At 63.8% G+C, this 12,778-nt stretch carries 11 protein-coding genes; 7 read left to right on the forward strand and 4 right to left on the reverse strand.

Going from position 1 to position 12,778, the window contains the following annotated elements; all coding sequences use genetic code 11:
- The first annotated feature begins 228 nt into the window (after positions 1-228).
- Positions 229-1,887: a 2-isopropylmalate synthase gene (gene leuA, locus KI797_RS07665; RefSeq protein WP_226172371.1), complete on the forward strand. Its 1,659-nt coding sequence runs from the start codon at positions 229-231 to the stop codon at positions 1,885-1,887.
- Between the two features lie 59 nt (positions 1,888-1,946).
- Here leuA and KI797_RS07670 read toward each other — a convergent pair whose 3' ends face one another.
- On the reverse strand, positions 1,947-2,969 hold the full coding sequence (locus tag KI797_RS07670) for a sterol desaturase family protein (RefSeq protein WP_226172372.1): 1,023 nt from the start codon (positions 2,967-2,969) through the stop codon (positions 1,947-1,949).
- 353 nt (positions 2,970-3,322) lie between these two features.
- Here KI797_RS07670 and KI797_RS07675 point away from each other — a divergent pair, with 353 nt between their 5' ends.
- Complete coding sequence (locus KI797_RS07675; protein WP_226173041.1) at positions 3,323-4,429, forward strand: DUF1615 domain-containing protein; 1,107 nt, start codon at positions 3,323-3,325, stop codon at positions 4,427-4,429.
- A gap of 59 nt (positions 4,430-4,488) precedes the next feature.
- Here the strand turns inward: KI797_RS07675 and KI797_RS07680 are convergent, their stop codons facing one another.
- The gene (locus tag KI797_RS07680; RefSeq protein ID WP_226172374.1) at positions 4,489-5,382 is read right to left on the reverse strand and encodes a nuclease-related domain-containing protein; all 894 of its coding nucleotides are present in this window, start codon (positions 5,380-5,382) and stop codon (positions 4,489-4,491) included.
- A gap of 257 nt (positions 5,383-5,639) precedes the next feature.
- The gene (locus KI797_RS07685; protein ID WP_404801075.1) at positions 5,640-6,605 is read right to left on the reverse strand and encodes a hypothetical protein; all 966 of its coding nucleotides are present in this window, start codon (positions 6,603-6,605) and stop codon (positions 5,640-5,642) included.
- 350 nt (positions 6,606-6,955) lie between these two features.
- Between KI797_RS07685 and KI797_RS07690 the strand changes: the two genes are divergently transcribed.
- The 5 genes from KI797_RS07690 (at position 6,956) to KI797_RS07710 (ending at position 11,789) form a co-directional block, all read left to right on the forward strand.
- Entirely contained in the window at positions 6,956-7,606 is a 651-nt protein-coding gene (locus KI797_RS07690) for a DedA family protein (RefSeq protein ID WP_226172376.1), read from the forward strand.
- 284 nt (positions 7,607-7,890) lie between these two features.
- The gene (locus tag KI797_RS07695) at positions 7,891-9,186 is read left to right on the forward strand and encodes a DEAD/DEAH box helicase (protein ID WP_226172379.1); all 1,296 of its coding nucleotides are present in this window, start codon (positions 7,891-7,893) and stop codon (positions 9,184-9,186) included.
- A gap of 161 nt (positions 9,187-9,347) precedes the next feature.
- Complete coding sequence (locus tag KI797_RS07700) at positions 9,348-10,001, forward strand: DUF2913 family protein (protein WP_226172382.1); 654 nt, start codon at positions 9,348-9,350, stop codon at positions 9,999-10,001.
- Positions 10,002-10,269: 268 nt separating this feature from the next.
- Complete coding sequence (locus KI797_RS07705) at positions 10,270-11,310, forward strand: M35 family metallo-endopeptidase (RefSeq protein ID WP_226172385.1); 1,041 nt, start codon at positions 10,270-10,272, stop codon at positions 11,308-11,310.
- 44 nt (positions 11,311-11,354) lie between these two features.
- Complete coding sequence (locus KI797_RS07710; RefSeq protein WP_226172388.1) at positions 11,355-11,789, forward strand: protease; 435 nt, start codon at positions 11,355-11,357, stop codon at positions 11,787-11,789.
- Between the two features lie 25 nt (positions 11,790-11,814).
- On the opposite strand, the gene KI797_RS07715 is transcribed toward KI797_RS07710, so the two are convergent.
- Entirely contained in the window at positions 11,815-12,765 is a 951-nt protein-coding gene (locus tag KI797_RS07715; RefSeq protein ID WP_226172391.1) for a questin oxidase family protein, read from the reverse strand.
- Between the last annotated feature and the right edge of the window lie 13 nt (positions 12,766-12,778).

Raw genomic sequence — 12,778 nt, forward strand, 5'->3', positions numbered from 1 at the left:
GGCAAGCATTCAGTGTCAGAGGGTTGCGAGAGGATCAGGGCCGGCGTTATCGCGCCAGCCTGGTCGGCCCCTTCCACCAGAAGGGGCAAATGGAAACCGGTTGTGAGGTTACCGCCGCACCTCCAGTCAGGGCCAGCGTTATCGCGCCAGCCCGCTCCCCCTCCTTGCACCCTCTGTTACCTGCCCGGTCGCCTGGCGCCTCAGCATATCTGCCAAGGGAATCTGAATATGAGCTTCGATCATCGCAAATACCGCCCGGCCCCCGTCATTGCGTTGGCGGACAGGCAATGGCCCAACCGGGTGCTTGAGCGCGCGCCGCTCTGGTGCGCCGTGGACTTGCGCGACGGCAACCAGGCGCTGGTCGAGCCCATGACGGTGGCCCAGAAGCTGCAGATGTGGGCGCTGATGACCCATGTCGGCTTCAAGCATATCGAGGTGGGCTTCCCGGCCGCCTCCCAGCCGGACTTTGACTTCGTGCGCGAACTCATCGAGCGCAATCTCATTCCGGACGATGTCACCATCCAGGTGCTGGTGCAGGCCCGGGAAGATCTCATCGCCCGTACCTTCGAGTCCCTCAAGGGGGCGAAGCGGGCCATCGTTCATGTGTACAACTCGGTCAACCCGACCCAGCGCAACTATGTGTTCAACACCGGGCGGGAAGGGGTCAAGGCCATCGCCGTGCAGGGGGCGCGCTGGGTACGGGAATACGCGGCCCGCAACCCAGGCACCGAGTGGAGCTTCCAGTACTCCCCCGAGAGCTTCAGCAGCACAGAGGTGGAGTTCGCCGTCGAGGTGTGCGACGCCGTCATCGACCAGTGGCGATCGGCCTCCCGCCCTATGATCCTCAACCTCCCCGCCACCGTGGAGGTGAGCACCCCCAACGTGTTCGCGGATCAGGTGGAGTGGTTCTGCCGCCACCTCAGGGCGCGCCCCGAGGTGAGCATCTCCATCCATACCCACAACGATCGGGGCTGCGGGGTGGCGGCGGCCGAGCTGGCGGTGCTGGCGGGGGCGGATCGCATCGAGGGCACCTTGCTTGGCAACGGTGAGCGTACCGGCAACATGGACATAGTCACCATGGCCATGAACCTCTACAGCCAGGGCATCGATCCCGAGCTGGATCTCTCTGACATGGATGCCATCGTCGCGACCGTGGGGGCCTGCACCCAGATAGCCCTGCACCCGCGCCACCCCTATGCTGGCGAGCTGGTCTACACGGCGTTCTCCGGCAGCCACCAGGACGCCATCCGCAAATCCCTGGCGGCCGAGAAGCCCGATGCCTACTGGGACGTGGCCTATCTGCCGATCGATCCTGCCGATCTCGGTCGCAGCTACGAGGCGGTGATCCGCATCAACAGCCAGTCCGGCAAGGGAGGGGTCACCTATCTGCTGGAGCGCGACCTCGGCCTGCAACTGCCACGCTGGCTGCAGATCGACTTCAGCCGCCGGGTCCAGGCCCAGGCCGAGGCGAGCAGCAGCGAAATCAGCCCGGAGCAGATCCGCGCCCTGTTCGAGCAGCACTACCTCGAGCCGCTGCACGGTTATCGTATCGGCCGCTTCCAGCTGGGTCACGACGGCCAGGAGACACTGCGCCTCGAGCTGCAGACCCCGGATGGCAGCTTGCAACTGTGTGGTGAGGGGGAGGGGGCCATCACGGCCCTGGTCAACGGTTGGGAGCGCCAGACCGGCATGCACATAGATGTGCTCGACTACTCCGAACATGCCCTGAGCGCCGGCACCGAATCCCGCGCCGCCGCCTATGTGTTGCTGAGTGTCGACGGCACCCGCATGTGCGGGGTGGCCATCGGCCGTGACGTGGTCAACGCCTCCCTGCAGGCGGTGATTAACGGCGCCGCCCAGATCCGCGCCCTGCGCCAAAGCGCCTGAGCCATGTCCGCCAACAACAACGCCACCTCAGGGTGGCGTTGTGCTTTATGGGGCCTTGCTCAATCCACCAGCGGCTTGCGGGGGCGGGGCAGGGCACGCCAAATCTTGCGCACCGTCACCAGGAAGGGGCGCAGGATCAGGGCACTTAATCGGCTGTAGCGTTCGTTGTCTCTCGGGCCCACCCCGAAGGAGAGCGGCTCGGGCTGGCTGCTGGTCACATAGAGGGTGCCGAACCACCAGTCCCAGAGGGAGAGATTGGTGCCGAAGTTGTGGTTGAAGTGGCGGGGATCCCGGCTGTGATGGATCTGGTGCTGGGCCGGGCTGTTGAGCAGGTGTTCGAGCCTGGGGCCGAAGGAGAGCCAGATGTGGGTGTGGCGCAGGTTGGCGGCCAGGGCGTTGAAGATGAGCACCAGGTAGCTGATGCCAAACAGGGTGTAGGGGCGCACTGTGCCGCCACAGAGCCAATAGAAGATGCCGCCGTAGAGGGCGAGGCAGCTCCCCTTGACCAGCATCTCGCACAGCTTCTCCACCAGGTGGATGCGGCTCGCCGTTGGCGGCACCATCATGGTCGCGCTGTGGTGTACCTTGTGAAACTCCCACAGCCATCGGCTGTGAAAGGCGCGGTGCAGCCAGTAATGGACGAAGTCGCTGATGAGGAAGACCCCCAGGCCATAGAGCATCATCAGCCAGCTCGCCTCGGCCAGCCTCGGGCGCTCACCCCAGAGCCGGGTCAGTGCCGATTGCACGTCCCCGGTTTGCAGCAACCAGGGGTGGAGCAGGGTCAGGACAGGCAGGATCACCGCCACGTGCAGCAGGGCGCGCACCAGGTAGTACTGGTAATCGAGCAGGGCCGAGGGGTGCAACCAGACGGCCCGGCCCCCCAGGAAGTGGCGAAAGCTGCGGGTTTCAGGATCTCCCTGGCGACGGCGGCGCAGATAGAGCAGGTAGGCGACGGTGCCCGAGATCAGCAGGAAAACAAAGCCCAGGCGCCCGTTGAGATCGAACAAGCCCGACAGACTCTGCCAGAGCGGGGTGATCAGCAGTCGCTGCAGAGGGTCGAAGAGGGGGGTCAGCTTGTCCATGGGCTCCATGCCGCGGGCGTGTCGGTCGGCGGCATTCTAAATAGAAATGACTATCAATAAAAGCCATTGTTCGAGGTTTGGCAGATGGGACCTGTGCACAGGCTCACGCCACCTGTCGTCATGCCGCTGCGCCCTATTCCCCGGGGCTGCCCCAAGCTCGAGTTGGAGGCTTTAGCCGGGCGAGCCAATCCTCTACAATGGGCACCTGTTTGCGTTCGGGGCCTTTCATCCGTGATGAATGAGGGCCCGGCCCCCGCTCTCTATCGGAAGCCTTCATGACATTCTCTCCCTGTTTTGCCTCTCCTTCTCGTGTTGTCTCTTCTGCGCGCGCCCTGATCCCCCTGCCGCTGCTGATGGCCGTGTTGCTGGCGGGCTGTGCCAGTGAACCGACCGTTCCTGTCGAGGAGGCGGCCGTCATCGCCAACCAGCCCAAAGCCATGCAGCCGCGCAAGCCCGCGGACATGAAGACCCGCATCGTGCGCTTCCTGCCGCGCCAGGTGCAGGACAAGCCGGGCTGGGCCAACGACGTGGTGACGGCGCTCAGCACCCAGGGGCTGACGGTGAGCGATCACAATGTCTGCTCAGTGCTGGCGGTGGCGGAGCAGGAGGCCACCTATCAGGCGGATCCAGTGGTGCCCGGTCTTGGCAAGATAGCCTGGAAGGAGATCAACGCCCGGGCGGCCAAGCTGCTGATCCCCGAATTCGTGGTGCGCACGGCGCTCTCCATCAAGTCTCCCACTGGCAAGAGCTATGCAGCGCGCATCGATGCCCTTCGCACCGAGCGGGAGATGAGCGAGATCTTCGAGGATATGATAGGGGCCGTGCCCATGGGCAAGCAGCTGTTTGGTAACCTCAATCCGGTGCGCACCGGCGGCCCCATGCAGGTCAGCATCGCCTTCGCCGAGGCCAACGCCCGCGGCTATCCCTATCCGGTCAAGGAGTCCATCCGCCACGAGGTGTTCACCCGCCGGGGTGGCATCTGGTTTGGCACCAAACATATCTTCGGTTATCCCGCCGACTACCCGGACACCCTCTACCGTTTCGCCGACTTCAACGCAGGCTGGTATGCGAGCCGCAACGCCGCCTTCCAGGCCGCGGTGAGCCGGGTCAGCGGCAAGCCCCTGGCACTGGACGGGGATCTGGTCCGCTACGACTCAGACCTGCCCGGCAAGACCGAGCTCGCGGTGCACAGCATCGCCAGCCGCGTCAACATGAGCAAGCAGGCCATCCACCAGAGCCTGCTCAAGGGGGACAGTGCCGATTTTGCCAAGACCGACCTCTATCATCGGGTCTTCACCCTGGCTGACCGGCAGGCGGGCAAACGGCAGCCCCGCGCCGTGCTGCCCGGCATCCAGCTGAAGAGCCCCAAGATCACCCGCAACCTCACCACCGCCTGGTTCGCCAAGCGGGTGGATGACAGGGAGCAGGCCTGTGTCAGAAAGATGGCGACCATTCGCTGATAATCAGAGACAACAAGGGCGGCCAAGTGGCCGCCCTTGTTTCAGTTCCCGCTGAGGGGTCAGGCTCTGATGTCCCGTGTCGCAGCACCATGGCGAGTCTTCGCAAGGGGTACGATTCCCTTGCATGTTGGATATCCGCTACATCCCCAAAACGAGTTGCCTCTGTTTTCTCCCCGGCTGGCGGTACGCAAGACCATGGCATTGCCACATCTGGGGCAAGGCGGACTCGGATCACCGAGCTGTTGGATGGTGACAGGGGAGGGCGCCGCGCCCTTTTCGTCAGGCACTGCCTTGGTGGAAAACGGCTTGCGTGATGATTCGCCATGACGCGCCTTTAGCTGGGCCACATGCTGCCTGCGGGTCTGCCAGTTTGCCACCAGCCGCCCTTGCTGGATGGTCTCGACCACTTGCGTGACCTCGGCAGGGGCCAATACTTGGGTGGTTTTTCCTTTGATATGGCGGATCAGTCCGCGGTTTATCACGTTGTCCGGCATGGGGGTCTTGAAGGTGCAGTCGCCAATGAAGTAGATGACCGAGTGGAGTTGATGATCCGCCAGCCCCAGCAGGGATTTGAGGGTCATCATATGCAGGTGGTTCTGGTGCAGGGGATTCTGGAAGCTGTGCTTGCGGCGATAGATCTGCTGGGTCCAGTTCTTTTGGGCCGGATTGCCGAATATCCAGCCCTTCATGTTCTTAGTCTCAATCACGAATATCCCGAAGCGGGAGACGAGCACATGGTCGATCTGGGTGCTGCCCTGGGGGATGGGCAGGGTCAGATCTTTGAGCAGGTGATATTCCCGCTGGTCGAGAAAGAGCCGGATGCTGACGTTGATAAGCCACTCCCCGATCATGCCCTTGAACCAGGGGCTTTTGACGAGGGTCGCCAACAACAGCAGTGGCAATAGAAACCAGAGCTGGGCCAGCAAGGGATAAATAACGGCAGTGAAGTCCATCTCATTGCTCCTTGACCCCGTAACCACTCCCTGGCAACCGAGGCATGCTTTATTGGCAAGGGCTGGCGTCTTTCCTCAGGAGCCATGCGCAATATTGGGTTCTGGAGTGAATAACTGTAGCGAGTCGGCAGGGGCGAAGGCGTGACAACATCCATCAACTGAGTGGTTCATCACTATTTTCGCAGCAGAAAAGGCTCGCCTGAAAAAGGCGAGCACGGAAGTCAGAGGGAAAAGGGGAGCGTTGCCCTGGGGCCGCGTTAGAAACTCATCGCCAGCCCGATAGAGTAGCCGCTGGTGTTGTGACTGAACATATAACGGGCCACCAGCCGGGTGCGGGTGATGAAGATGTCGTACTTGCTGCTGTCGAGCTCGATGCCCAGGCCCAGGGAGTTGAGGCTGTTGAAGCCGATCAGGCCGCGCTGCTCTCCCAGGTACTCGGTTCTGGCGCCTTCCAGCACGTAGCGCAGCGGGCGATCCAGCAGGGTCCAGGTGAAGAGCGGGGCCCGGCGGCGCAGGTAGAGGCCGAGGTTCTCCGCCTCGGCCTGACCTGTGACGCTGTCGGCGGTGCCGGTGAAACTTTGCAGATGCTGATAGGAGTAACGCAGCTCGGCGTCGATGTCCTGGGACTTGGAGAACAGCTCGTAGTCGAGCATGAGGGAGCCCCCCAGGCCATAGACGTTGAGGTTGCCGCCATCGAGGAAGTCGAGGTTTCTGCCCGTCCTGTACTCGATCAGGGCGGCGCCGATACGCAGGTCGCTCGCCACCGTGCCCAGGGTGAAGTTGGCGATGGGGCGCAGCACCAGGTTGCCGCCAAAGCGGTCACGGTGCAGGCTGAAGTCCCAGCCGATGCCGCCGGTGGCACTCAGGCTGTTCCATTTGACCGGGATGGTGCGGGTCTCGGTGCCGTCGGTGAAGACGAATTGGGGATCGTAGCGGCTGTATCCCAGGGTGCCCTCCAGGTAGATGGGGAAGCCCTCGCTCATGGTGGCGCCGCCGCCGAGCTGGGTGATGGTCAGGGCCGACTGTTCGTTGGTGCCGCTGCCGATGTCCAGGTTGCTGGCGGTGATGTCCGGCACCACGGTGTAGCTCATCAAGGAGACGACCGCATTGGCCCGCTGCTGGATGAGGGTCTCATCATTGCCGTGAGCGGCCTGGCAGAAGAGCCCGAGCCCGCCAAGCAGCAGCATGCTTGCATGAACATGAGAAGAGGGGTGATGCGCCATACCTAGCTCCGTGAACCTCCTCGTCCTCTGAGGAGTCCTTACACTGTAACGGTTTTTCTACCGTCATGGCAGCCCGACTCGGCGCCAACTGACTATATTCTTTGCCGTTTTCGTCGTAGAGCCGAAGGACGCCCCGTGGCGAGATCTTCCCGCCGCCAGGGCACCGGGGGGCCGGTGGCGGATGAGGGCGCAGCCACATAAATGGCAGACATTAATTTATTGTTCAGTTCCCCGGGTGTATAACGGGCCTCCCGCAGGAACAGATGGGGGTGGTACCAGGGAAGGATGACCAGACCGGGCCTTTGGGCCGACATGACGGATGCGCATTACGTTGATGGGAGTCACACCAGATGCAGGACATGCTGCTTGCCATATGGCATCAGGACTTTGAGCAATTAATACAACTGCAGGCGGTCGGCCTGCTCGTCACCTGCCTGGTGGTGATCCTCTTTCTCGAATCGAGCTTCGTGTTTCTGCCACTGCCGGGAGACAGCCTGGTGCTGCTGGCCGGCGGTCTGGTGGGCATGGGGGTGCTCGGCCCCGAGGTGGTGTTCCTCTATCTGCCTCTGGCCGCCGGCGTCGGCAGTGTCCTGGCGTATTGGCAAGGCCATGCGCTCCATGGCACCCGCTTCATGGGCCAGGTGGAGCGGATGATCCCGGAGGGCAGCCTGCCCCGTGCCTCCCGCCTGCTCGACCGCTATGGCTTCTGGGCCATGTTCGTCTCCCGCTTCATCCCCTTCGTGCGGGTGCTGACACCCATGCTGATGGGGGTCTCCCGCCTGCACCTGCTGCGGGTGGCGATGGCCAGCTTTGTCAGCGCCTTCCTCTGGGCCCTGGCCCTCAGCATGGTTGGCAAGTTCATGATGGCGACCCCGCTCTTGGCCGATCATCACGAGCTGTTGACCAAGTGTCTGCTGGTGACCTCCTTCGCCCTCTTCGTCATCGCCGTGGCCGCCATCGGCATGCGGCTGCTCAAGCGCTCGACCAAGCGGGCGCGCTGAGCTGACCATGGGAACTTAAGGGGACGGGCCTGCCGCCCGTCCTGTGCCCTCTTTCCCGTGCGGTCCGGGTCAGGCGGCTCGCCGGTAGCGTAAAAATACAAGCCATTTGAGGCGGCATTCCTGCTGCCTATCTGTTACACTTCGCGCCCGTTATTTTCCGGCTCATCTTCTGATGTCATGTCAGACCCAGCCGTCCTTGGCCCCAAGCCTCGCCGAGGCCGTGCCACACGCCGGCCCAGGCCACTTAAGCCAACTACAGCTCAGCTGGAACACAGGAACCCATTATGAGATTTGAATCGTTCGATTTTGCCCCCGAGATTTTGCGTGCCGTCTCAGAGTGCGGTTATCAGGAGATGACCCCGGTACAGCAGCAGGCGATCCCGACCATACGCCGTGGCAGCGACGTGCTGGCCAGCGCCCAGACCGGTACCGGCAAGACGGCGGCCTTTGCGCTGCCCATACTGCAACGTCTGGTGGATAACCCGGCACCGGCCCAGCCTTCCAACGCCCGGGTGCTGATCCTGACCCCGACCCGCGAGCTGGCCGCCCAGGTGGCGAGCAACATCAATGACTTCGCCAAGTATCTGGACATCAGCGTGCTGACCCTGGTCGGCGGTGGCAAGCAGGACGTGCAGGCCCGCAAGCTCAAGGCCGGCGCTCACATCATAGTGGCGACCCCGGGTCGGCTGCTGGAGCACCTCACCGCCTGCAACCTCAGCCTCTCCGGCGTCGAGACCCTGGTGTTGGACGAAGCGGATCGCATCCTCGACATGGGCTTCAGTGCCGATGTGCAGCAGATCCTGCAGGCGGTCAACAAGACCCGGCAGAACCTGCTGTTCTCCGCCACCTTCTCCGACGCCGTGAAGAAGCTGGCGAACCTGATGCTCGACAGACCGCAGATCATCAGCGTCAACAAGCAGAACTCCACCGCCGATACCGTCAGCCACACCGTCTATCCGGTGGAGCAGAAGCGCAAACGCGAGCTGCTCTCCGAGCTCATCGGCAAGCAGAACTGGCAACAGGTGCTGGTGTTCGCCAGTACCCGCGAGAGCTGTGACGTGCTGGTGGAAGAGCTGAATCTCGACGGCATCAAGTCCGCCGTGGTCCATGGCGAGAAGGCCCAGGGCAGCCGTCGCCGCGCCCTGCGCGAGTTCATGGAAGGCAAGGTGCGGGTGCTGGTGGCCACCGAAGTGGCCGCCCGTGGTCTGGACATCCCGGATCTGCAGTACGTGGTCAACTACGATCTGCCGTTCCTGGCGGAAGATTACGTCCACCGCATCGGCCGCACCGGCCGCGCCGGCAAGAGCGGCATGGCCGTCTCCTTCGTCAGCCGGGAAGAGGAGCGCACCCTGCTGGAGATCGAGGCACTGATCGGCCAGAAGATCCGCCGCATCATGGTGCCGGGCTACGAGGTGAGCAGCCGTGACGAGCTGATCAAGCAGTTGCAGGAGCGCCGCCGTTTCGGCAAGCGCCCGCAGCGGGAAGACAACGCCGCCGCCCAGGTGATGGCCGAGGCCAAGCTGCAGGGCCAGCGTCTCAAGCGTCTGGCGGCCGCCAAGAAGCCCCGTCAGCCGAAATAAGCGAGCAACAATCCCACCCCGGCCCTCCCCTTTGACAGGGGAGGGCGCCCTGTACCTCCCTCTCGTGGAGGGGGAGGCGGGGAGGGGGTTGGCATCAGCTCCCCACTCAAGGCGCCATCCGGCGCCTTGATGCTGCTTATTGTTCACACAGAGGAAGCTCAATGACGTCACCCGTCAAGAACCCGCAAGAGTACAACCAGGCCCTGCTCGACATGGCCACCCGGAGCCTGGCCGAGCTGGCGCGTACCGCAGAGCAGAAGGCAAGCAAGCGCACCCCGGCGCAAGAGAGCCACTTCCTCTGCACCTGGATGGCGGACTCCCTCAAGGAGAAGCGCTTCTCCCGCCTGGTGATGGAAGATTTGAAAGCCTGGGTGCAGCTGGGTCGCACCCTGGGGGCCGGGGCCGATCTCAAGGGGCTGCTCTCGCGCATCGTCTGCCAGTACGGCCGGGCCATGGCCGAGCCCGGGCAGCTGGGGGCCAGGCTCGCCACCCTGGTCGCCGAGCTGGAGAGTGCGGGTTGGCTGGTGTTTACCGACAGCGAGCTGAACACCAAACAGCGGCTGCTGAGCCAGGGCCAGTCCAGCCTGGTCATCTCCGCCAGCGAGTATCAGGGCCATATCGAGGGGGGCGAGCTGGTAAAGCCTCTCACCCTCTATGTGCGCGGCGATGAAAAGCAGCTGGCCGAGGCGGCCTTCAAGCAGGGGCTGCTGCTGAGCCAGGGGGACAAGAAGAGCACCCTGGTCAAGCACCACAAGGTCTACCGGCTGGTGCCGGGCAATGCCCAGCCCGCCCTGGCGCTGTTGGCCGAGGGCTGAACCTGTTCACGGTTCTGACGCTCATGCCTGCCTCATCACCTCGGCCCTGTGCCGGGGTTTTTTATGGTCGGATGGGCCCAAAGGGCCTACCTGATCGCGCAAGGGGCAGGGCAAGCTTTGTCGCAGCAGGGGCGTGCCCCCTCTGATGGGGGGCGTCCCCCATATGGAGGGATGGTGGGGTGGTGCTTCTGCTCTAGGGTGAGTGGGCCCCAAAGAGGGCCATATGGAAGCAAACCGCCTGATGGCGCTACTCAATGAATGAGGAAACATGATGAAAGCGACTCCCCTTGCCCTGTTGCTGGCCGGCGTACTGGCCTCTCCGCTCTGCGCCGCCGGGCTCGACGCCCGGCTCACCCTGGTGGAGGGCAGCACAGACGATGTGCGCGTCAACCTGACCCTGACCAACACCGGGGACAAACCGGTTCGCCTGCTCAAATGGCAACTGCCGGGCAGCGAGGATGCCCCCCTGTTCCAGGTGGAGCGTGACGGTCAGCCGGTCGACTATGAGGGGGCCCTGATCAAACGGGCCGCCCCGAGCGACCAGGACTTCCAGCTGCTCAAGGCCGGCCAGAGCCTGACGCTGCAGGCGGAGGTGTCCGGTCTCTATGACATGAGCGCCCAGGGTCAGTACAGCATCCGTTACCGGCTGCCGACGCTGCCACAGGAGGGGAAAGCCGCCAAGGCCAAACAGATCCAGGGGCGCGAGTCCAACACCGTGACCCTGTGGGTGGAAGGGGTGGCTGACGATCGGGTGCTGGCCAAGGCGGCCCTGGCCGAGCCCCAGGCGGTGAGCGCCTTGGTCAGCTTCAGCGGCCGCTGCACCAACAGCCAGAAGAGCGACATCCTGGCGGCGCTCGATGCCGCCAGCGGCATCAGCAACGAATCCAGCAGCTATCTGGCGGTGGACAAGCCGAGCGGCCAGCGCTATCGCAGCTGGTTTGGCGCCTATGACGCCGCCCGCTGGAACCAGGCCGAGACGAACTTCAGCAAGATCAAGGATGCCATCGACAACAAGCCGCTCACCTTCGACTGTGGTTGCAAGCAGAGCTACTTTGCCTACGTCTATCCGGATCAGCCCTACAAGGTCTACCTGTGCAAGAGCTTCTGGACCGCGCCCGTCACCGGGACAGATTCCCGCGCCGGCACCATTGTCCACGAGCTGAGCCACTTCAACGTGGTGGCGGGCACCGACGATCTGGGATACGGTCAGGCCAATGCCCGCAATCTGGCGAGCACGGATCCGGTCAAGGCGCTGAACAACGCCGACAACCACGAATACTTCGCCGAGAATACCCCGAGCGAAAACTGAGTCGTAAGCAGGGGCCGGATGGCCCCTTTTTTGACGGAGGCACCATGATTACACTCTTGCTCACCACCCTGGCGCTGGCCCCCCTGCAGTGCGAGCTGTCGGTCAACGCCGAAAGTCGGGTGAACGAGCCCCTGCCCCTGGTGATGACCCTGACCAACCGGGGGCAGGCCCCCCTTGAGGTATTGACCTGGTTCACCCCCTTCGAGGGCTGGTTTGCCGATGCCATCGACCTCACCCGCGATGGCCAGCCGCTGGCCTACCGGGGACCGCTTGCCAAGCGTGGCGAACCCGGTGATGGCGACTTCCTCCTGCTAGGGCCGGGGGAGCAGAGCCAGGCCGATGCGGATCTGGCGCAGGCCTACGATCTGTCGCAGCCGGGCAGCTACCGGCTCAGCTATCGTGCCCAGCCCCTGACGCTGACCAAGGGCGTAGCGCCCAGCTGCCCCGCCATCGACTTTACCCGGGTGGCGGCGCCTTAGGAGAACTGAGGATGAGACGTCGTCTCTAGCAACCCACCGCGCGGGCGGCGATCGCCAGATAATGGGGCGAGCTTGCCTGCTCCCGCCAGCAGCAGTGCACCAGCTTGATCACATGGTCGTCCAGACTCTCGATCGCTCTCGGCAACACCTGAGCCCAATCCAGCACTGCCGTATCCGGCCAGTGCTGCGTCTGCAGCCTTGGTGCCCCGACGGTGACGTAGGCGGCGGCCACCGCCTGCCACATCAGGCTCTGCCAGGCGTCCTTCAGCTCATCCGGCAGGTGACGGGCGACGATGGCGGCGGCCCGGCTGCCGGTCACCATATGCAAGACGGTGAAGTTACCGGTCTGCCAGTAGAGGGGCAGAGCGGCCTCGGCCAGCTGTGCCAGCGCATTTTCCCCATCATCGAGGCTGCACGGCAGCGACTCCGGCCAGCGGGGATCGGTTGCCACCTGCCGCAGGCGTGCGGTGATCCACTCTCCCTGCCAGCGCGATCCCTCCCAATGGGCCGCCAGCCCCGCCAGCAGGCGGGTGACGTCCCGGCAGGGGGCGCCCGTCCCCGTTGGCAGGATCAGGGCCTTGCACTGCCAGGCGGCCAGCGCTGCCGCCTGTTCCCCCAAGTGGCCGTTTTCCAGAGCACAGGCGAAGCGGATGAGGGGGTGAAATGCCCCGCCTGCCGGGGAGAAACGCTGCACCAGCAGCTCTTCGAAGCATGGCAGCCAACCCTCTTCGGCGAATCGGGTCAGCAGTTGCTGGCGCAGTGCCACGAACCGGGTCTCCTCCTCTTCACCCTGGTTGCCCACCCCGGCGGGCAGGGCTTGAGTGGTCTGCCAGTGGGCGAAGAAGCGCCGCAACTGCCGGGGGCTGGCCCCCATCTCGTGCAGGGCGTGCAGCGCCATGGAGCAGTGATTGGTGGTGCCGCGACCATTGAGGGCGAAGGACTGGTTGGCATCGAGCAGGGGGTAGAGATGATCCATTATCGTTTGACTC

It is taken from the genome of Aeromonas media, assembly GCF_020423125.1.
Classification (GTDB): Bacteria; Pseudomonadota; Gammaproteobacteria; order Enterobacterales; family Aeromonadaceae; genus Aeromonas; species Aeromonas media.

Coding starts and splice junctions, on each gene's coding strand:
- leuA (WP_226172371.1), top strand. CDS start 229: ATGAGCTTCGATCATCGCAAATACCGCCCGGCCCCCGTCATTGCGTTG.
- KI797_RS07670 (WP_226172372.1), bottom strand. CDS start 2,969: ATGGACAAGCTGACCCCCCTCTTCGACCCTCTGCAGCGACTGCTGATC.
- KI797_RS07675 (WP_226173041.1), top strand. CDS start 3,323: ATGGCCGTGTTGCTGGCGGGCTGTGCCAGTGAACCGACCGTTCCTGTC.
- KI797_RS07680 (WP_226172374.1), bottom strand. CDS start 5,382: ATGGACTTCACTGCCGTTATTTATCCCTTGCTGGCCCAGCTCTGGTTT.
- KI797_RS07685 (WP_404801075.1), bottom strand. CDS start 6,605: ATGGCGCATCACCCCTCTTCTCATGTTCATGCAAGCATGCTGCTGCTT.
- KI797_RS07690 (WP_226172376.1), top strand. CDS start 6,956: ATGCAGGACATGCTGCTTGCCATATGGCATCAGGACTTTGAGCAATTA.
- KI797_RS07695 (WP_226172379.1), top strand. CDS start 7,891: ATGAGATTTGAATCGTTCGATTTTGCCCCCGAGATTTTGCGTGCCGTC.
- KI797_RS07700 (WP_226172382.1), top strand. CDS start 9,348: ATGACGTCACCCGTCAAGAACCCGCAAGAGTACAACCAGGCCCTGCTC.
- KI797_RS07705 (WP_226172385.1), top strand. CDS start 10,270: ATGATGAAAGCGACTCCCCTTGCCCTGTTGCTGGCCGGCGTACTGGCC.
- KI797_RS07710 (WP_226172388.1), top strand. CDS start 11,355: ATGATTACACTCTTGCTCACCACCCTGGCGCTGGCCCCCCTGCAGTGC.
- KI797_RS07715 (WP_226172391.1), bottom strand. CDS start 12,765: ATGGATCATCTCTACCCCCTGCTCGATGCCAACCAGTCCTTCGCCCTC.